Here is a 19,434-nt window from a genome sequence, read left to right as displayed (position 1 = left end):
TGGCCGGGGCACGGCTGGCGCGCTGCGCATGGCAGAAAGCTTAATAGCTATACATGTAGTAAGGGTTTGTTCGCATTATTAACCGACGTATCAGACAAAACGCACAAATAGCAAAAATTGATTAGTGTTCGTGTGGTGAATATTATTTTTTCTGCTTTTAACGCGTAACTAAAACTAATTTCCTCCGAAACGACATTTCATTTTTATTGAACAATTTCCACTCAATTTGATTGAATAACGTGCGAAAAAAACGCTACCTTTAGGTGGCGGCGATCACACTTTTTGCTCCTCCCCGCTGCTCCTCCCCGGCTAATCCCTGGCAGGATGAGGAAGTCATAAACCGAGCCAGGCACACTAACGCAAACGTCGATTTACTTCATTACAGGACCCGGATTCTTTATGTCAAAGCCAACGTTTAATAAAGCGGAATTTGCAGCGGCGCTCACGCGCCAGCAGCAGCGTTTAGGGATTCAGGTTGCCGGTGACATGACAACCCGACAGTGGTGGCAAGCGGTGAGCGGCGCGCTGGCAGAACTGCTGGCGGCACAGCCCGCGCCGAAAGCGGCGAAAGGGCAGCGCCACGTTAACTATATCTCAATGGAATTTCTGATTGGCCGCCTGACGGGCAATAACCTGTTGAGCCTGGGCTGGTATCAGGATGTTGGCGCGGTATTGCAGGAACACAACATCAACCTGACCGACCTGCTGGAAGAGGAGATCGATCCGGCGCTGGGTAATGGCGGTCTGGGGCGTCTGGCGGCCTGTTTCCTCGACTCGATGGCAACGGTTGGCCAGTCGGCGACCGGCTACGGCCTGAATTATCAGTACGGCCTGTTCCGCCAGTCTTTTGTTGATGGACAACAGCATGAAGCCCCGGACGACTGGCATCGCCGCAGCTACCCGTGGTTCAGCCATAACGAGCAGTTGGATGTGCAGGTGGGGATTGGCGGCAAGGTGAGCAAATCCGGACAGTGGCAGCCCGCTTTTACGCTGATTGGCGAAGCCTGGGATTTACCGGTCATTGGCTACCGTAACGGCGTGACGCAGCCGCTGCGTTTATGGCAGGCGACACATGCTCATCCCTTTAATCTGACCAAATTCAACGACGGTGATTTCCTGCGCGCCGAGCAAACCGGGATCGACGCGGAAAAGCTGACGAAAGTGCTCTACCCGAACGACAATCACAAGGCCGGTAAACAGCTGCGTTTGATGCAGCAATACTTCCAGTGCGCCTGTTCGATTGCCGATATTCTGCGCCGTCACCATCTGGCAGGGCGCAAACTGGCGCAGTTGCCGGATTTCGAAGTGATCCAGCTTAACGACACGCACCCGACTATCGCCATTCCGGAACTGCTGCGCGTGCTGATCGACGAGCACCAGCTAAGCTGGGACGATGCCTGGGCGATCACCAGCCGGACGTTTGCCTATACCAACCATACGCTGATGCCGGAAGCGCTGGAGTGCTGGGACGAAACGTTAGTCAAAGCGCTACTGCCGCGGCACATGCAAATCATCAAACAGATCAACGACAAATTTAAGCTGCTGGTCGAGAAAACCTGGCCGGGCGACGACGCGGTATGGGCAAAACTGGCGGTGGTGCATCACAAACAGGTTCGCATGGCGAACCTTTGCGTGGTGGGCGGATTTGCGGTTAACGGCGTGGCGGCGCTGCATTCGGATCTGGTAGTTAAGGATCTGTTCCCGGAATATCACCAGCTCTGGCCGGGCAAATTCCATAATGTTACTAATGGCATCACGCCGCGTCGCTGGATCAAACAGTGCAACCCGTTACTGGCTGCGCTGCTCGACAAGACGTTGAAAAAAGAGTGGGCCAACGATCTCGATCAGTTGATCAATCTGGAGAAGTACGCCGACGACGCGGCATTCCGCAAGCAGTATCGCGAGATTAAACAGCAGAACAAAGTGCGGCTGGCGGCGTTCGTCAAAGCCCGTACCGGTATTGAGATCAACCCGCAGGCGCTGTTCGACATCCAGATCAAGCGTCTGCATGAATACAAACGCCAGCACCTGGGGCTGCTGCACATTCTCGCCCTGTATAAAGAGATTCGCGAAAACCCGAAAGCTGACCGCGTGCCGCGCGTCTTCCTGTTTGGTGCCAAAGCTGCGCCGGGCTACTACCTGGCGAAAAACATTATCTTTGCCATCAATAAAGTGGCGGAAGTGATTAACAACGATGCGAAGGTCGGTGACAAGCTGAAGGTGGTATTCCTGCCGGATTACTGTGTTTCGGCTGCGGAGAAGCTGATCCCGGCGGCGGATGTATCAGAACAGATCTCCACGGCGGGCAAAGAGGCTTCCGGTACCGGCAACATGAAGCTGGCGCTGAATGGTGCGCTGACGGTCGGTACGCTGGACGGCGCAAACGTTGAAATTGCCGAACAGGTTGGCGAAGAGAATATCTTTATCTTCGGCCACACGGTGGAACAGGTGAAAGCGCTGAAAGCCAAAGGCTACGATCCGCTGAAATGGCGTAAAAAAGATAAGCTGCTGGATGCGGTGCTGAAGGAGCTTGAAAGCGGGAAGTTCAGCGACGGGGATAAACATGCTTTTGACCAGATGCTACACAGCATTGGCAAACAGGGGGGCGATCCCTATCTGGTGCTGGCGGATTTTGCCGCCTATGTGGAAGCGCAAAAGCAGGTGGATGTGCTCTACCGCGACCAGGAAGCGTGGACTCGTGCGGCGATCCTGAACACGGCGCGCTGCGGTATGTTTAGCTCTGACCGCTCAATCCGCGATTATCAAACCCGCATCTGGCAGGCAAAACGCTAAGGAAGGGCGATGGAGAGTAAACGTCTGGAACAGGCCGCACTGGCGGCGGGGATCAGCCCAAACTACATCAATGCGCACGGTAAGCCGCAGTCCATTACGGCGCAGACAAAACAGCGTTTGCTGGCGGCAATGCACGCCGCAAACGCAACGGCGCTCAGCGTACCGCCGGTTCCTGCTGTGCAGGTGTTTATTCACGGCAAAAAGAAAACCTTGCCGGTGGCAGGCAAGGGGAGTTTCCAGTGGCAACTGGTCACGGAAGCCGGCAAGCAGTATCAGGGCCAGGTAAACGGCGGAGAAAATCTGCCGTTGCCAGGCGGTCTGGCGCTGGGCTATCACACGCTGACGCTGGAACAGCAGAAGCAGCGCTGGCAGTGCCGATTGATCATCGCGCCTGCCCGCTGCTATGAACCTCAGGCTCTGCTGGAAGGGAAAAAGTTGTGGGGCGCCTGCGTTCAGCTCTACACCCTGCGCTCAAATGATAACTGGGGGATAGGGGATTTCGGCGACCTGAAAAAGATGCTCGGCGATGTGGCACAGCGCGGCGGGGCATTTATTGGCCTCAACCCGATCCACGCGCTCTACCCGGCGAATCCGGAGAGCGCCAGTCCATATAGCCCTTCATCACGGCGCTGGCTGAATATTATCTACATCGACGTTAACGCAGTGACGGATTTCCGCGACAGCGAAGAGGCGCAGGCATGGTGGCAACTTCCCACCACTCAACAAACGTTGCGCGCTGCGCGCGATGCGGAGTGGGTGGATTACGCGTCGGTGACGGCGCTGAAACTGGCGGCGCTGAGCCTCGCATGGCGACGTTTCCGCCAGCGTGCGGACGATGACGCGCAGCAAGCCGCGTTCCGCCACTTTGTTGAACAGCAGGGCGAAAGCCTCTACTGGCAGGCTGCGTTTGACGCGCTGCATGCGAATCAGGTGAAAGAAGATGTGCTGCGCTGGGGCTGGCCGGTATGGCCGGAAGGGTATCAATCTACCCGCAGCCCGCAGGTAAAAGCCTTCTGCAAGGCGCATGCTGATGAGGTCGATTTTTATCTCTGGTTGCAGTGGCTGGCTTATACCCAGTTTGCTGAGTGCTGGGAAACCAGCCAGCACAATGCAATGCCCATCGGCCTCTACCGCGATCTGGCAGTCGGCGTGGCGGAAGGCGGCGCGGAAACCTGGTGCGATCGCGAGCTGTACTGTCTGAAAGCTTCCGTCGGCGCGCCGCCGGATATTCTGGGGCCGCTCGGGCAAAACTGGGGGCTGCCGCCGATGGATCCGCACGTGATGCGGGCGCGCGCCTATGCGCCATTCATCGATCTGCTGCGTGCCAATATGACCAGCTGCGGCGCGTTACGTATCGACCATGTTATGTCGATGCTGCGTCTGTGGTGGATCCCGTACGGCGAAACGGCGGATCACGGCGCTTACGTGCAATATCCGGTGGATGACCTGCTGGCCATTCTGGCGCTGGAAAGCCAGCGGCATCAGTGCATGGTGATTGGCGAAGATCTGGGAACCGTGCCGGTAGAGATTGTCGGCAAGCTGCGCAGCAGCGGCGTCTACTCCTACAAAGTGCTCTACTTCGAAAACGATCATCAGAAAAACTTCCGCGCGCCGCAGGCCTGGCCGCAGCAGTCGATGGCGGTAGCGACGACGCACGATCTTCCAACTCTGCGCGGTTACTGGGAGAGCGGCGATTTAACTCTCGGCAAAACGCTGGGGTTATACCCCGATGAAGTGATACTGCGCGGTTTGTATCAGGATCGCGAGCGGGCGAAGCAGGGGCTGCTGGATGCGCTACATCAGCACGGTTGCCTGCCGAAGCGCGCCGGGCATAAAGCGTCGCGCATGCCAATGACGGCGATCCTCAATCGCGGGATGCAACGCTATATTGCCGACAGCAACAGCGCATTACTGGGGTTGCAGCCGGAAGACTGGCTGGATATGCCGGGGCCGGTGAACATTCCGGGCACCAGTTATCAGTACAAAAACTGGCGACGTAAGCTATCGGTGCCGCTGGAAGCGATGTTCAGCGATGAGAAGGTTAACAAGCTGATTAAAGATCTTGACCGACGGCGCAAAGCCGCAGGAAAGCGTTAATAAAAAAGCCCGGATATCCGGGCTATTTGTTGTCCTGTAAGCGTAGCTCTCTGGCTACTTTGCCGGATGGCGGCTTCGCCTTATCCGACCTACGGGTTATGTAGGCCCGGTAAGCGTTAGCGCCACCGGGCAATTTATTGGATGGCGGCTCCGCCTTATCCGGCTTACGGAGTTTTGTAGGCCCGGTAAGCGTTAGCGCCACCGGGCAATTAAAATCAGACCACCATTCCCAGCAACAGACAACCCACCAGGCCGCACACCGAGATAATGGTTTCCAGCGCCGACCATGAACGCATGGTCTCACCGATGGTCAGGTTGAAATACTCTTTGAACAGCCAGAAGCCCGGATCGTTAACGTGAGAGAAAATCACGCTACCGGAGCCAACGGCGATCACCATCAGTTCCGGGCTGACGCCGGTGGTGGCAATCAGCGGCGCGGCAATACCGCCTGCGGTAATAGCCGCAACGGTTGCGGAACCCAGCGCAATACGCAGTACCGCAGCAATCGACCAGGCCATAAACAGCGGAGAGAGGTTCGTGGAATGCATCATGGCAGCGATGTATTTATCCACGCCGCTATCAACCAGCACCTGTTTGAACGCGCCGCCGCCGCCGATGATCAACAGCATCATGGCGATGATTTTGATGGATGAGGTCAACGTTTCATTGATGTCATCCATAGAACGGCCACGGTTCAGACCGAAAGTGAAGACCGCAATCAGTACCGCGATCATGGTTGCCATCACCGGGTCGCCGAAGAACTCTGCATAAGGCAGAATCGCATGGCCTTTCGGCAGCAGCATTTCCGCGACCGCGCGCAGCGCCATCAGAACCACCGGCACCAGGGAAGTCCAGACGCTGACGCCGAAACCTGGCATCTCTTCTTCGGTAAAGGTTTTGGAGTTGTACAGGCCTTCCGGGATCGGCTTATCAATGCTTTTCAGGAACCGCGCATAGACCGGGCCTGCGAGGATCACGGTCGGGATACCGAGCAGCGTGCCGTACAGCAGCGTTTTACCCATATCTGCGTGGAAGATGGTTGCGATAGCAGTCGGGCCCGGGTGCGGTGGCAGGAAGCCGTGCGTCACGGAGAGGGCTGCCGCCATCGGTACGCCAACATACAGCAGTGGAATACGTGCAGAGGCGGCGATAGTAAATACCAGCGGCAGCAACAGCACGAAACCGACTTCATAGAACAGCGCGAAACCGACGGTGAAACCGGTCAGTACAACGGCCCATTGAATATATTTACGGCCGAACTTTTCGATAAGCGTAGTGGCGATGCGCTGTGCGCCACCGCAGTCTGCCAGCAATTTGCCGAGCATGGCGCCGAAGCCCATGATCAGCGCAAGACTGCCTAACGTACCGCCGACGCCCGCTTTAATCGATTTGATCACGGCATCCAGTGGCATGCCCTGCATCATCCCGACGGCGAGCGCCACCAGAATCAGAGCGATAAATCCGTTGAGTTTGAAACGGATCATTAACAGGAGTAAGAGGGCAACACCGATAGCGACAATGACTAATGGCATGATTTACCTGGCCTTTAATTTGTTATGGGTAACGTCAGTGTTTCTTGGCAGCCGCTAAAAGCTCCCGAACCGGGAAGGGCGAACTGCGGCACCATTACGGCTGAACATCCATTGCTAAAAATTGTAGTCGGATGTTTTTATCTTGTTGGTGCTGGCTGGAATGATACGGGTAACATCTGTGAAAAGAGAATCACCCCACCGATCTAAATGTGAGATCTGAGACATTCGTCATATTAACGCCGGGGAACTAGTTTGTTTTAAAGGGCAGGAAACGCGCGCAAAGATACGGGTAACAGCCTGAGATAACAGGGAGAAAACGGATTGGGTGCAGGTGAGATATGCTGAAGATAACCCTTGTGCGAGGGAAACGGACCGGTTGATCGAGCCTGATAACAGGCAGGCCCGGCACGTTTTCACGCTACCGGGCAATGCTCTGCAGAACAGGCTTAGTAGTAGGAGTGCTCGCCGCGCTGGTGCTCGGTGAGATCGCGCACGCCTTTCAGTTCCGGGAACTCGGTCAGCAGCTGCTTCTCGATCCCCTCTTTCAGCGTCACGTCGACCATGGAGCAACCGTTGCAGCCGCCGCCAAATTGCAGAATGGCGAAGCCTTCATCGGTGATCTCCATCAGTGTGACGCGGCCGCCGTGGCCAGCCAACTGCGGGTTGATTTGCGATTGCAGCAGGTACTCAACGCGCTCCATCAGCGGCGCGTCGTCGGAAACTTTACGCATTTTAGCGTTTGGCGCTTTCAGCGTGAGCTGGGAACCTAATTGATCGGTCACAAAATCAATTTCCGCATCTTCCAGATACGGCGCGCTCAGTTCATCGACATAGGCAGTCAGTTGTTCAAATTTCAGCGCGGTATCGGTCGCTTCAACCGCATCTGGCGGGCAATAAGAGACGCCGCATTCAGCATTTGGCGTACCTGGGTTAATCACAAATACGCGAATTTGTGTCCCTTCTTCCTGATTTGCCAGCAGTTTGGAAAAGTGCGCCTGGGCAGCGTCGGAAATACGGATCATAGCAATGGCCTAATAGTTGACTATTTTACTTGGTTATAATACGCCCATCATCGAGGGTCTACAAGGTTCGACACAGGCACCAGACCTGAACAGTCGCTGCGCCGCTGCGCAAAAGCAGCCGGGAGATCTCCGCAACAGTGCTGCCAGTCGTGACGACATCATCCACCAGAACGATATGGAGCCCGGCTATTGGCAATTCAAGGCGAAAAGCATTTTTCAGGTTCTGCCTGCGCAGCCTGGCGCTTAAATGATGCTGCACCGGCGTTGCCCGCAGACGATTAAGCGCCGTGCGCGAATAGCGGCACGGCAGCCAGCGCGCCAGCGGTCGGCACAGCAAATCGCTTTGATTAAACCCGCGCCGCCACTGGCGTCGGGCATGTAGCGGAACGCTGAGGAGCAGGTCCGGTAACGGACATTTACCGCGCTGTATCACCCTGAGCAGCAATAGCCGCGCCAGTGGGCTGGCAAGCTCCGGGCGCGGATGAAATTTAAACTGCTGTACCAGCGTACTGAGCGGCGGCGCGTAGTCACCCACCGCGATGAGCCGCTGCCAGGGCGGTGGTTTTTGCAGGCAACGGCCGCAGGGCACATTTTCATGGGCCGCAGGTAAACCGCACAAAGGGCAAACTTTTCCCGGCATTTGCATCGCACGGGCGCAGCCCGAACAGATTCCCCAGTGACTGAGCATTAACGGCATTCGGCATAGCCAGCACAAGCCCGGCACTGTTAGCATGTTCCACCTCCTTGTGTGAAGAAAGAGAACGATAGCGGATGAAAGACATCTGGTGGCAAACCAAAGGTGAAGGCGATTGTCATCTTGTGCTGCTGCACGGCTGGGGACTGAATGCCCAGGTATGGGATTGCATAACTCCGGAACTGAGTGCGCATTTTACGCTGCATCTGGTCGATTTGCCGGGCTATGGCAGAAGTACGGGATTTAGCCCGTTATCGCTTGGGCAGATGGTTGAAATTGTTCTGGCTCAGGCGCCGGAACGGGCGATCTGGCTGGGCTGGAGCCTTGGCGGGCTGGTGGCCAGCCGCGTGGCGTTGCAGGCGCCGGAGCGTGTAAGCGCGCTGGTGACGGTGGCTTCCTCGCCGTGTTTCAGCGCACAGGGCGAATGGGCGGGCATTAAACCCGAAGTGCTGGCCGGTTTTCAGCATCAGTTGAGCGAGGATTTTCAGCGAACCGTCGAGCGTTTTCTCGCGCTGCAAACGCTGGGAACGGAAACCGCAAGGCAGGATGCACGTCAGCTAAAAAACGCAGTGCTGTCGCTGGAAATGCCCTCTGCTGAGGTGCTGAACGGCGGGCTGGAAATCCTGAAAACAGCGGATTTGCGCGAAGCATTATCATCGCTGACGCTGCCGTTTTTACGCCTCTACGGGCGTCTCGACGGGCTGGTGCCGCGCAAAATCGTGCCGGTGCTGGATGCGATGTGGCCTGCAAGTGAATCGATAGTGTTTGCGAAAGCGGCGCATGCGCCTTTTATCTCGCATCCGGCCGAATTCTGCGAAACCCTGCTGGCGTTAAAAGCGAAGCTGTGAAAGCTGCCCGGTAGCGTGCTGCTTATCGGGCCTTCAGCACAGCGTCCACCACTCCTGCTGGCAGGCGCTTTTTCCTTCAGGACACTGTTTACAGCTACCGGTCAAACAACCGGTAGCCTCTTCCTGAACACGCATCACTTTACCCATCGCTTCCATGCGGTCCAGCATGGCATCAATCATCGCTCTGGGCGTGCGCAGCGTGCTGCTCAACTGCTGCGCATCCATTCTTCCCCGAAGTGCCAGCAGATCGCGAATCTCAAGTAATGATGCCATCGCTTCACTCCTTAATGGCAGTCGCCCGCCGGGCTGTCACAGCAACTGGCGACAGTTTTACGCGTAGCCAGCGTACTGATATCCACCCGGCTTCTGGCACGGCGCAGCGCGCCAATCACCACCACGTTAAACAGGAGAACCGCCAGAATGCAGGTCAGGCTGTAGAGTTGATGCTGGTTAAAGGTGACACTTTGATAAAACAACGTTGCCAGTGAGTAGGCGATATTCAGCCCCCACAGCACCGAGAAGCCCATCCAGCCGCGGCTCGCTTCGCGGGCGATTGCGCCCATCGCGGTAATGCACGGCACGTAGAGCAGGACGAAAATCAGGTAGCTGTAGGCGGCGGCTGCACTGCCGAATTTCTGGCTCATTACGCCCATCGTGCCCGTTGCCATTTCACCGTCGCCTTTACTGGCTTCGATTGGGTTGGCCAGCACGCTCAGGCTGAAGGTATCGCGCACGCTCTTCGCGGTATCTTCCAGCGCGGCAATCAGTTCGCCGCTCAGGCTGAATTCCGCCGGATTAAAATCGGCTTGCTCAATATTTTCGGCGGTATAGAGTGTATTCAGCGTACCCACCACCACTTCTTTCGCCATCGCACCGGTGACCAGGCCGACAGTGGCTTGCCAGTGATCGCCATGCACGCCAATCGGCTCCAGCAGCGGCGTAAATACCCGGCTGATCGACGCCAGCGCAGATTCATCGATTTTATGTACCGTACGGCCATCCAGCGAGAAGCTATTCATCGCACTGAGGAAAATGCTGACGATGATGATGACTTTACCCGCGCGGAGTACAAAGCCTTTCAGGCGCTGCCAGGTTTGCAGCAGCAGGCTTTTCAGATGCGGTACGTGATAGACCGGAAGCTCCATCACGAACGGTGATGCTTCACCGCGCAGCAGGGTAAATTTCAACATCAAGCCGGTGAGGATCGCCATCACAATCCCCAGCACGTAGAGTGAGAAGACGGTGATCGCGCCATGCTGGCCGAAAAATGCCGCCGAGAAGACGGCGAAAATGGCCAGGCGCGCGCCGCAGGACATAAACGGCGCCATCATGATAGTAATTAACCGTTCACGCGGGGCATCCAGCGTGCGGGCGCCCATCACTGACGGTACGTTGCAGCCAAAACCCACAATCAGCGGCACAAAGGATTTTCCCGGCAACCCCAACGATTGCATCAGCCGGTCCATCACAAAGGCCGCGCGCGCCATATAACCGGAATCTTCGAGGAATGACATAAACAGGTACATCATGCCAAGCTGCGGCACCAGCGGCAGTACGGTATTCACCCCGCCGCCGAGCCCCTGCGCCAGGAAGACTGTCAGCCATTCCGGGAAGTGCAGCGTGGCGCCCAGCCACTGAATGCCATGGATAAAAATCGCCACTGAACCGGCGTCGAAGATCGGCTGGAACGCGCCGCCAATGTTGATGGCGAACAGGAACATCAGATACATGACGAACAGAAAGATCGGCAGACCCAAAAAGCGGTTGATCACAATGCGGTCAACGGCTGCGGTAAACTGGCTCGGCTCGGCCGTTAAGGTGTTGCTGACGGTATCGCAGATGGCGGCAATCGATTGATAACGCGCATCGGCAATATGCAGCGCCGGATCGTCCATCCCATCTTTCAGACGGGCGAGTGCAGCGTCGAATTGCTGGTTGTTGATGCCCGAGTTCGCGCGGCTGTAGATATCACCCTCGAGGATTTGCAGGCCCATCCAGCGGCGCTGCTGCGGCGGAAGCTCATCTGGCATTTGCGCGGCCAGCGCGTCGGCTTCACGGGAAAGCGGTTGGGCGTAATGCACCAGTTCGATATTGTCATTTGCGCGATGACGATCCACCGCCAGCTTCAGCGCTTCAATACCGCGACCACGTGTTGATACCAGCGGGATCACCGGGCAGCCAAGGCGGGCTGAAAGGGCATCAATATCGATGCGCACTTTTTGCTTTTCAGCGATATCCAGCATGTTAAGGGCGATGATGCACGGTACGCCCAGCTCCAGCAGTTGCAGTGTCAGATAAAGATTGCGTTCAAGATTCGAGGCATCCACCACGTTGATCAGCAGATCGGCATCACCGCTCAAAATGTAGTGACAGGCAATCTGCTCATCCAGCGATGTTTGCGCCGAAATGGTGGTCAGCGAATAGGTGCCTGGCAGGTCAACCAGCGTAACCTGGTGATCGGTTGTGGTGAAAAAGCCCTCTTTGCGCTCTACCGTCACGCCAGACCAGTTTCCAACCCGCTGGCGCGCCCCCGTTAACTGATTGAATAATGTTGTCTTGCCAGAATTAGGATTACCAATTAAACCAATGGTCAATTTTTTCATTTTACTTAGCACTCTATGTCATAGCTGACCGGTTAACGGGAAATTGCTTCCAGTTCGAGAAAAGCGAGATCTTTTTTCCGTAACACTAAATTAACGCGGCGGGTTTCGATATGAATGGGATCGCCTAATGGCGCCACCCGTACCACATTAAAAGATGAGCCGGGCAACATACCTAATGACAGGAGTTTTTGCCGCCAGGCCGGGCTTATTTGCTGTGAGAAGCCGGTAATTTTCCACACGCTGTCAGGAGAGAAATGCATAGTGCCTACTTATTTTTGCTGCGAGCCGATGTTTGCCATACGCCATCACGACGCACCGTGAGCCAGTGAAGAGTAAAGAATAACCAACGAGAACAATGATAATGAGAATAGTTTTTATCATCAATAATAAAAATGCGTCAGAACGGGAGAGGAAATAAAAATTCGATTTTGTTTTGACGTAGCTCAAAAATGTGCTGGGTTCTGAATTTTGCGCAGTGCAGTAAAAGATTAACAGGAAATAAATAATTGTTATTTATATCGGGATCTTAATGTTTTATTAATGTTTGAAATGTAAAGCGGGCCGAAAGTCCGCTGATATAAATTCCGATCAATAAATACAATAGCAGTAAATTGATTAATAATTTTGAATATCAATCGCCAACAAAAATAATAAGTTAATAAATCTCTGTGAGTAATAGCGCTGAGAAAATTGCGTTTTTTCGACGGTGGTGCACAAAAAATAACCCCTCTCCCGCAAGAGAGGGGACAGGATTAGCGTTTTTTACCCATCGCCGCCGCCAGCGCATCCATCATTGCGCTGTTGCCGCCGGGTTGAGGGTTGCGATCCCGTGGTGATTTCGCCGGGCGTGCACTGTTCCGGTTACCGGCATCGCGACTACCACCATTACCACTGCCGCGACGGCTGTTGCTGTCGCCCGGTTGTTCGTCCAGACGCATGGTTAATGCGATACGTTTACGCGGCAGATCGACTTCCAGCACTTTCACCTTCACGATATCGCCCGCTTTCACCACCGTATGCGGATCTTCAACGAACTTATCCGCCAGCGAGGAGATATGCACCAGCCCGTCCTGATGCACGCCGATATCAACGAACGCACCAAAGTTGGTGACGTTGGTCACTGCGCCTTCCAGCACCATGCCCGGCAACAGATCGTTCATCGTTTCGATGCCTTCGGCGAAGGTCGCGGTTTTGAACTCCGGACGCGGATCGCGGCCCGGTTTCTCCAGCTCTTTGATGATGTCGGTGACGGTCGGCACGCCGAACTGCTCGTCGGTAAACTCGGACGGTTTCAGCTTACGTAACTCGGCGCTGTTGCCCATCAGATCGCGCAGGGACTGTGCGGTTGCCGCCAGAATTCGCTCAACCACCGGATAGGTTTCCGGGTGAACGGTGGAAGCATCCAGCGGGTTGTCACCGTGGTTAATACGCAGGAAGCCCGCGCACTGTTCAAAGGCTTTCGGCCCAAGGCGGCTCACTTTTAGCAGTTGCTGGCGGTTCTGGAACTGACCGTTTTCATCGCGCCAGGAGACAATATTTTGCGCCATCATGCGGGTTAAACCGGCCACGCGCGTCAGCAGCGGTACCGAGGCGGTATTCAGATCAACGCCGACGGCGTTTACGCAGTCTTCAACCACCGCATCGAGTTTACGCGCCAGCTGTGTCTGGCTGACGTCATGCTGATACTGGCCAACGCCGATTGATTTCGGGTCGATTTTCACCAGCTCCGCCAGTGGATCCTGTAAACGGCGGGCGATAGACACCGCGCCGCGCAGAGAAACGTCGAGATCCGGGAATTCCAGCGCCGCCAGCTCGGAAGCGGAGTAGACTGACGCGCCCGCTTCGCTGACAATCACTTTTTGCGCGGTCACTTTCGGGAACTGTTTCTGCACATCGAGGTAGAAACGCTCGGTCTCGCGCGATGCCGTACCGTTACCGATCGCCACCAGTTCGACGTTGTGTTTCTCGCACAGCGCCGCCACGGCAACCGCCGCTTTCGCGGCCTGCCCGGTGTGCGGGTAAATCGTGTCGGTGGCGACCAGTTTGCCGGTAGCATCGACCACCGCCACTTTTACGCCTGTACGCAGGCCCGGATCGAGCCCCATTGTTGCGCGCAGCCCGGCCGGTGCGGCCATCAGCAGATCGTGCAGGTTACGGGCGAAGACGTTAATCGCTTCATCTTCTGCGCGTTCGCGCACAGTGCCCATTAATTCCGTTTCAAGGTGCATCAGGACTTTAATGCGCCACGTCCAGCTCACGACGCTACGGCGCCAGCTGTCTGCCGGGGCGTTATTCAGGCGCAGGCCGAGATGGTCGATAATAATCTGCTCGCAATGGCTCTCTTTCGGTGGCTCGTCAAACTGCGGATCGGCATTCAGCGCCAGTTGCAGCACGCCCTCATTACGCCCGCGGAACATCGCCAGCGCGCGGTGCGAAGGCACAGTAGAAACCGGTTCGTGATGATCGAAATAGTCGCGGAATTTCGCGCCTTCTTCCTCTTTGCCGCTAACCACCGTCGCCACGAGATGGGCGTTTTTCCACAGATAGTCACGGACTTTCGCCAGCAGGGCCGCATCCTCAGCGAAGCGCTCCATCAGGATATAACGCGCGCCATCCAGCGCCGCTTTGCTGTCGGCAACACCTTTATCCGCATCCACAAACGTGGCGGCCAGCGTTTCCGGATTCTGTGACGGGTCATTCCACAGTTGGTCGGCCAGCGGTTCGAGACCGGCTTCAATCGCGATTTGCCCGCGCGTGCGACGCTTCGGTTTGTAAGGCAGATAGAGGTCTTCGAGTTCGGTTTTGCTCAGCGTACCGTTGATGGCTTTTGCCAGTTCATCGCTGAGTTTTCCCTGCTCGCCAATCGATTTCAGGATTGCCTGGCGGCGCTCTTCCAGCTCGCGCAGGTAACCAAGGCGGGTTTCGAGCTGACGCAATTGCGTGTCGTCCAGACCGCCGGTGACCTCTTTACGGTAGCGCGCGATAAACGGCACGGTATTCCCTTCATCAAGCAGGCGAACGGCGGATTCCACCTGTTCGGTTCGTGCCTGAAGTTCACCCGCAATAATGCGGCAGAGCGAATCATTCATCATTTCTTTCATCATCTTCTGAACAAAATCAGCGGATAGTTATACGGACTGGCACTGTAAAATGCCAGCCGCCGGGGTGGTTCCTGGATTGTTCTGTGGCGGTTATTTCACATATTCGATTTCATTGACGTACCAGGTGGCTTCGCCGCCCGGTGTTTGTACGACCGCCACATCGCCGGCTTCTTTTTTCAGCAGGGCGCGGGCCATCGGCGAATCGATAGAGATGTAATCCTTGCGGCCAAAGATCTCATCGTAGCCGACGATGCGAAAGCGCAGAGTATCGCCGTCATCGTTTTCGATCTCCACCCATGCGCCAAAGAAGACTTTGCCCTCCTGTTGCGGTGAATAATCAACGATTTTCAGGTTTTCCAGACATTTCGTCAGATAACGCACCCGGCGGTCTATTTCGCGCAGGCGTTTTTTGTTGTACTGATAATCAGCGTTTTCGCTGCGATCGCCCAGGCTTGCTGCCCAGGTCACTTTTTTCGTGACTTCCGGGCGCTCCTGACGCCAGAGAAAATCGAGTTCCTGCTTCAGTTTGTCATAACCTTCGCGGGTGATCAGGGGCGTTTTCATACTTCGGCCTTCTCTTTGTGACACGCTTTGATGTACAGACTTTACAAACGGTATTGCGTAAAGTGCGGATTAATCATGTTTTATGTGATGTTGAATGCATATAACTTGCTGTTAAATATGCTTTGTAACAATTTCGACTAGAATTTATACCAGATTTTGCTGGTCGTTAACGCGCACTTTTTTAGAATACGGAAACAGAAATTTCGGAACCTTTGGGAGTATAAACAATGCAAGAGAATTATAAGATTCTGGTAGTGGATGACGACATGCGTCTGCGCGCATTACTTGAGCGTTACCTTACCGAGCAGGGCTTCCAGGTTCGTAGCGTGGCTAACGCCGAACAAATGGATCGGTTGTTAACCCGTGAATCTTTCCACCTGATGGTGCTGGATCTGATGCTGCCGGGCGAAGATGGTCTCTCCATCTGCCGCCGCCTGCGTAGCCAGAGCAACCCGATGCCGATCATTATGGTGACGGCAAAAGGGGAAGAAGTGGACCGTATTGTTGGCCTGGAAATCGGCGCCGACGACTATATTCCGAAACCGTTTAACCCACGTGAACTGCTGGCGCGTATCCGCGCGGTACTGCGTCGTCAGGCGAATGAACTGCCGGGCGCACCGTCGCAGGAAGAAGCGGTCATTGCGTTTGGTAAGTTCAAACTGAACCTCGGCACGCGCGAGATGTTCCGTGAAGATGAGCCGATGCCGTTAACCAGCGGTGAGTTTGCCGTGCTGAAAGCACTGGTTAGCCACCCGCGCGAGCCGCTCTCCCGCGACAAGCTGATGAATCTGGCGCGCGGTCGCGAGTATTCAGCAATGGAACGTTCCATCGACGTGCAGATCTCCCGCCTGCGCCGCATGGTGGAAGAAGATCCGGCGCATCCGCGCTATATCCAGACCGTTTGGGGCCTGGGCTACGTATTTGTGCCGGACGGTTCTAAAGCATGATGCGCGTGCGCTTCTCGCCGCGAAGTTCATTTGCCCGAACGCTGTTGCTTATCGTCACCTTGCTGTTCGTCAGCCTGGTGACGACATACCTTGTGGTGCTGAATTTCGCCATTTTGCCCAGCCTCCAGCAGTTTAATAAGGTGCTCGCTTACGAAGTTCGTATGCTGATGACCGACAAACTGCAACTGGAGGATGGGACGCAACTGGTGGTGCCACCCGCGTTTCGTCGTGAAATTTACCGCGAACTGGGCATTTCTCTCTATTCCAATGAAGCGGCGGAAGACGCGGGTCTGCGCTGGGCGCAGCACTATGAATTCTTAAGTCAGCAGATGGCGCAGCAGCTCGGCGGCCCGACCGAAGTGCGTGTTGAGGTGAACAAAAGCTCTCCGGTGGTGTGGCTGAAAACCTGGCTGTCGCCCAATATCTGGGTGCGCGTGCCGCTGACGGAAATCCACCAGGGCGATTTTTCGCCGCTGTTCCGCTACACGCTGGCGATTATGCTGCTGGCGATAGGCGGCGCCTGGCTCTTTATTCGTATTCAGAACCGACCGCTGGTTGACCTTGAACACGCGGCGCTGAAGGTTGGGCGAGGGCATATTCCGCCGCCGCTGCGTGAGTACGGCGCATCAGAAGTTCGTTCCGTCACCCGCGCTTTTAACCAGATGGCTGCCGGGGTGAAACAATTGGCGGACGATCGCACGCTGCTGATGGCCGGGGTGAGCCATGATTTACGCACGCCGCTGACGCGTATCCGCCTGGCGACGGAGATGATGGCGGAAGAAGATGGTTATCTCTCTGAATCGATTAATAAAGATATCGAAGAGTGTAACGCGATCATCGAGCAGTTTATCGATTACCTGCGTACCGGCCAGGAGATGCCGATGGAAGTGGCGGATCTGAATGCTGTGCTGGGCGAGGTCATCGCTGCTGAAAGCGGTTACGAACGTGAGATCGAAACCGGTCTGAACGACGGCGAGATCTTTGTACGCATGCATCCGCTCTCCATTAAGCGCGCAGTCGCCAATATGGTGGTAAATGCGGCGCGCTACGGTAACGGTTGGATCAAAGTCAGCAGCGGTACTGAACTGAATCGCGCCTGGTTCCAGGTTGAGGATGACGGGCCGGGGATTAAACCTGAACAGCGTGAACATCTGTTCCAGCCGTTTGTTCGCGGCGACAGCGCGCGTAGCACCAGCGGCACCGGTTTAGGCCTGGCTATCGTGCAGCGAATTATCGATAACCATAACGGCCTGCTGGAGTTAGGCACCAGCGAGCGCGGCGGATTGTCGATTCGCGCCTGGCTGCCAATTCCGGTTGTTCGCCTGAGCGGACCCACCAAAGAAGCATAAAAAAACCCGCCGGATGGCGGGTTTTGTTTCTCTTGCGTAGCCGAATTACAGCTTCGGTCCGGCGCTAACCAGCGCCGCTCCGGCTGCGGTATCGGTATATTTATCAAAGTTCTCAATAAACAGTTTCGCCAGCTGCGTCGCTTTCTCCTGCCACTGTTCCGGCGATGCATACGTATTGCGCGGGTCGAGAATGCGTGAATCAACGCCATGCAACGACGTCGGCACCGCCAGGTTGAACATCGGCAGAGTGAGGGTTTCCGCATCGTCCAGCGAACCATCCAGAATCGCGTCGATAATCGCCCGCGTATCTTTGATGGAGATGCGTTTGCCGGTTCCGTTCCAGCCCGTGTTCACCAGATACGCCTGCGCACCGGCAGCCTGCATCCGTTTCACCAGCACTTCGGCATACTGCGTTGGGTGCAGCGACAGGAATGCTGCGCCGAAGCAGGCGGAGAAGGTTGGCGTCGGTTCGTTCACGCCGCGCTCTGTTCCGGCCAGTTTAGCGGTAAAGCCAGAGAGAAAATGGTACTGCGTCTGGCTGGCCGTCAGGCGGGAAACCGGCGGTAATACGCCGAACGCGTCAGCGGTCAGGAAGATCACTCGCGTGGCGTGACCGGCTTTCGACACGGGTTTGACGATGTTGTGAATATGGTAAATCGGATACGACACGCGGGTATTTTCCGTTTTCGACGCATCATCAAAATCGATGCTGCCGTCGTCGCGGACGCTGACGTTTTCCAGCAGCGCATCGCGGCGGATGGCGTGGAAGATATCCGGTTCAGCCTCTTCCGAAAGCCGGATGGTTTTGGCGTAGCAGCCGCCTTCAAAGTTAAAGACGCCATCGTCATCCCAGCCGTGCTCGTCATCGCCGATCAGGCGGCGTTTCGGATCGGTGGATAACGTCGTTTTGCCGGTGCCGGAAAGGCCGAAAAAGACCGCAACGTCGCCTTTCTCGCCGACGTTAGCAGAACAGTGCATCGAGGCGATCCCCTTTAACGGCAGCAGGTAGTTCATGATCGAGAACATCCCTTTTTTCATTTCGCCGCCGTACCAGGTTCCGCCGATCAACTGGATGCGTTCGGTCAGGTTAAAGGCAACGAAATTCTCCGAGTTGAGGCCCTGTTCCTGCCACTGTGGATTGGTGCATTTCGCCCCATTCATCACGATAAAGTCGGGTTTGAAGCCTGCCAGCTCCTCATCCGTCGGGCGAATAAACATGTTTTTGACGAAGTGCGCCTGCCAGGCGACTTCAGTGATAAACCTGACTGAAAGACGGCTGTCCGGGTTCGCGCCGCAAAACGCATCGATAATAAACAGACGCTTGCCGGAGAGTTGCTCCGTCACAAGGTCTTTTAAATGCTTCCAGACTTCCGGCGAGAGCGGTTTGTTATCGTTCTTGCCTTTGCCTTTATCGGCCCACCACACGGTGTCGCGGGTGGTGTCATCACGGACAATGTACTTATCTTTTGGCGAACGGCCGGTAAAAATACCGGTGTCGACGGCGACAGCACCAGAATTCGTCAGCACACCACGCTCATATCCTTCCAGGTCTGGACGGAGCTCTTCCTGATACAGCGTATCGTAATCGGGGTTGTAGACGACATCCTGAACATCGTTGATACCATAAGCCTTGAGATCTTGCGGGGTTAAGCTCTTAACGCGCATGTCACTACTCCTTAGCCAATTGTACTGCCTGAAATTGTAGGGTTGTTTATCGCCGCTTACCCGGACGATGTTCATAGATTTTCGAATCCCGATAAAGCTGACTTCTGCAAAACGCTGTTATTTGCGTCACTTAGCGAGATGTATTGTGGCAAAAACAGTGACAATAATCGGGAAAATGTTCCCAAAAGGCTATAAGCCGATATTTTTAACCGTCACTTT

At 55.5% G+C, this 19,434-nt stretch carries 14 protein-coding genes; 5 read left to right on the top strand and 9 right to left on the bottom strand.

Annotated elements, in window-relative coordinates; translation table 11 throughout:
• Positions 1 to 399: 399 nt before the first annotated feature.
• On the top strand, positions 400 to 2,793 hold the full coding sequence (gene malP / locus C0557_RS24100; RefSeq protein ID WP_208661711.1) for a maltodextrin phosphorylase: 2,394 nt from the start codon (positions 400 to 402) through the stop codon (positions 2,791 to 2,793).
• 9 nt (positions 2,794 to 2,802) lie between these two features.
• Complete coding sequence (gene malQ / locus C0557_RS24095; protein ID WP_208661709.1) at positions 2,803 to 4,890, top strand: 4-alpha-glucanotransferase; 2,088 nt, start codon at positions 2,803 to 2,805, stop codon at positions 4,888 to 4,890.
• A 215-nt stretch (positions 4,891 to 5,105) separates the two neighbouring features.
• On the opposite strand, the gene gntT is transcribed toward malQ, so the two are convergent.
• The 3 genes from gntT to gntX form a co-directional block, all read right to left on the bottom strand.
• Entirely contained in the window at positions 5,106 to 6,422 is a 1,317-nt protein-coding gene (gene gntT / locus C0557_RS24090) for a gluconate transporter (protein WP_208661707.1), read from the bottom strand.
• Between the two features lie 446 nt (positions 6,423 to 6,868).
• Positions 6,869 to 7,444 (bottom strand): Fe-S biogenesis protein NfuA, encoded by a 576-nt coding sequence (gene nfuA, locus C0557_RS24085; RefSeq protein ID WP_208661705.1) that lies wholly within the window; start codon positions 7,442 to 7,444, stop codon positions 6,869 to 6,871.
• Positions 7,445 to 7,502: 58 nt separating this feature from the next.
• Positions 7,503 to 8,177 (bottom strand): DNA utilization protein GntX, encoded by a 675-nt coding sequence (gene gntX / locus C0557_RS24080; protein WP_208661703.1) that lies wholly within the window; start codon positions 8,175 to 8,177, stop codon positions 7,503 to 7,505.
• Between the two features lie 38 nt (positions 8,178 to 8,215).
• Here gntX and bioH point away from each other — a divergent pair, with 38 nt between their 5' ends.
• Positions 8,216 to 8,986, top strand: a complete 771-nt coding sequence (gene bioH, locus C0557_RS24075) for a pimeloyl-ACP methyl ester esterase BioH (protein WP_208661701.1) — start codon at positions 8,216 to 8,218, stop codon at positions 8,984 to 8,986.
• A 33-nt stretch (positions 8,987 to 9,019) separates the two neighbouring features.
• Here bioH and feoC read toward each other — a convergent pair whose 3' ends face one another.
• From feoC to greB, 5 genes are all read right to left on the bottom strand, one after another.
• The gene (gene feoC, locus C0557_RS24070; protein WP_208661699.1) at positions 9,020 to 9,259 is read right to left on the bottom strand and encodes a [Fe-S]-dependent transcriptional repressor FeoC; all 240 of its coding nucleotides are present in this window, start codon (positions 9,257 to 9,259) and stop codon (positions 9,020 to 9,022) included.
• Between the two features lie 11 nt (positions 9,260 to 9,270).
• Positions 9,271 to 11,589 carry a Fe(2+) transporter permease subunit FeoB gene (feoB, locus tag C0557_RS24065; protein WP_208661697.1) on the bottom strand — a complete coding sequence of 773 codons (2,319 nt, stop codon included), beginning with the start codon at positions 11,587 to 11,589 and terminating at the stop codon, positions 9,271 to 9,273.
• Between the two features lie 32 nt (positions 11,590 to 11,621).
• Positions 11,622 to 11,849 carry a ferrous iron transporter A gene (gene feoA / locus C0557_RS24060; RefSeq protein ID WP_208661695.1) on the bottom strand — a complete coding sequence of 76 codons (228 nt, stop codon included), beginning with the start codon at positions 11,847 to 11,849 and terminating at the stop codon, positions 11,622 to 11,624.
• Positions 11,850 to 12,341: 492 nt separating this feature from the next.
• Positions 12,342 to 14,681, bottom strand: a complete 2,340-nt coding sequence (locus C0557_RS24055; RefSeq protein ID WP_208663104.1) for a Tex family protein — start codon at positions 14,679 to 14,681, stop codon at positions 12,342 to 12,344.
• 99 nt (positions 14,682 to 14,780) lie between these two features.
• Positions 14,781 to 15,254: a transcription elongation factor GreB gene (gene greB / locus C0557_RS24050; protein ID WP_035888949.1), complete on the bottom strand. Its 474-nt coding sequence runs from the start codon at positions 15,252 to 15,254 to the stop codon at positions 14,781 to 14,783.
• Between the two features lie 227 nt (positions 15,255 to 15,481).
• Here greB and ompR point away from each other — a divergent pair, with 227 nt between their 5' ends.
• Together ompR and envZ are read left to right on the top strand one after the other, a co-directional pair.
• Complete coding sequence (gene ompR / locus C0557_RS24045; RefSeq protein ID WP_001157751.1) at positions 15,482 to 16,201, top strand: two-component system response regulator OmpR; 720 nt, start codon at positions 15,482 to 15,484, stop codon at positions 16,199 to 16,201.
• The gene (gene envZ, locus C0557_RS24040) at positions 16,198 to 17,550 is read left to right on the top strand and encodes a two-component system sensor histidine kinase EnvZ (RefSeq protein WP_208661693.1); all 1,353 of its coding nucleotides are present in this window, start codon (positions 16,198 to 16,200) and stop codon (positions 17,548 to 17,550) included. The genes ompR and envZ overlap by 4 nt, the downstream gene beginning before the upstream one ends.
• A gap of 45 nt (positions 17,551 to 17,595) precedes the next feature.
• On the opposite strand, the gene pckA is transcribed toward envZ, so the two are convergent.
• Positions 17,596 to 19,215, bottom strand: a complete 1,620-nt coding sequence (pckA, locus tag C0557_RS24035) for a phosphoenolpyruvate carboxykinase (ATP) (protein WP_208661684.1) — start codon at positions 19,213 to 19,215, stop codon at positions 17,596 to 17,598.
• Between the last annotated feature and the right edge of the window lie 219 nt (positions 19,216 to 19,434).

Origin of the sequence: Kosakonia sp. MUSA4 (genome assembly GCF_013085925.1) — a bacterium.
Lineage (GTDB): Bacteria > Pseudomonadota > Gammaproteobacteria > Enterobacterales > Enterobacteriaceae > Kosakonia > Kosakonia sacchari_B.
The sequence above is the reverse complement of the archived record's forward strand: the minus strand, read 5'-3'. Positions and strand labels throughout refer to the sequence as shown.

Bases quoted from the DNA above. Each gene is read 5' to 3' on its own strand.
- feoB (WP_208661697.1), bottom strand. From the start codon at position 11,589: ATGAAAAAATTGACCATTGGTTTAATTGGTAATCCTAATTCTGGCAAG.
- pckA (WP_208661684.1), bottom strand. From the start codon at position 19,215: ATGCGCGTTAAGAGCTTAACCCCGCAAGATCTCAAGGCTTATGGTATC.
- bioH (WP_208661701.1), top strand. From the start codon at position 8,216: ATGAAAGACATCTGGTGGCAAACCAAAGGTGAAGGCGATTGTCATCTT.
- greB (WP_035888949.1), bottom strand. From the start codon at position 15,254: ATGAAAACGCCCCTGATCACCCGCGAAGGTTATGACAAACTGAAGCAG.
- ompR (WP_001157751.1), top strand. From the start codon at position 15,482: ATGCAAGAGAATTATAAGATTCTGGTAGTGGATGACGACATGCGTCTG.
- C0557_RS24055 (WP_208663104.1), bottom strand. From the start codon at position 14,681: ATGATGAATGATTCGCTCTGCCGCATTATTGCGGGTGAACTTCAGGCA.
- feoC (WP_208661699.1), bottom strand. From the start codon at position 9,259: ATGGCATCATTACTTGAGATTCGCGATCTGCTGGCACTTCGGGGAAGA.
- malQ (WP_208661709.1), top strand. From the start codon at position 2,803: ATGGAGAGTAAACGTCTGGAACAGGCCGCACTGGCGGCGGGGATCAGC.
- gntT (WP_208661707.1), bottom strand. From the start codon at position 6,422: ATGCCATTAGTCATTGTCGCTATCGGTGTTGCCCTCTTACTCCTGTTA.
- feoA (WP_208661695.1), bottom strand. From the start codon at position 11,849: ATGCATTTCTCTCCTGACAGCGTGTGGAAAATTACCGGCTTCTCACAG.
- gntX (WP_208661703.1), bottom strand. From the start codon at position 8,177: ATGCTAACAGTGCCGGGCTTGTGCTGGCTATGCCGAATGCCGTTAATG.
- nfuA (WP_208661705.1), bottom strand. From the start codon at position 7,444: ATGATCCGTATTTCCGACGCTGCCCAGGCGCACTTTTCCAAACTGCTG.
- envZ (WP_208661693.1), top strand. From the start codon at position 16,198: ATGATGCGCGTGCGCTTCTCGCCGCGAAGTTCATTTGCCCGAACGCTG.
- malP (WP_208661711.1), top strand. From the start codon at position 400: ATGTCAAAGCCAACGTTTAATAAAGCGGAATTTGCAGCGGCGCTCACG.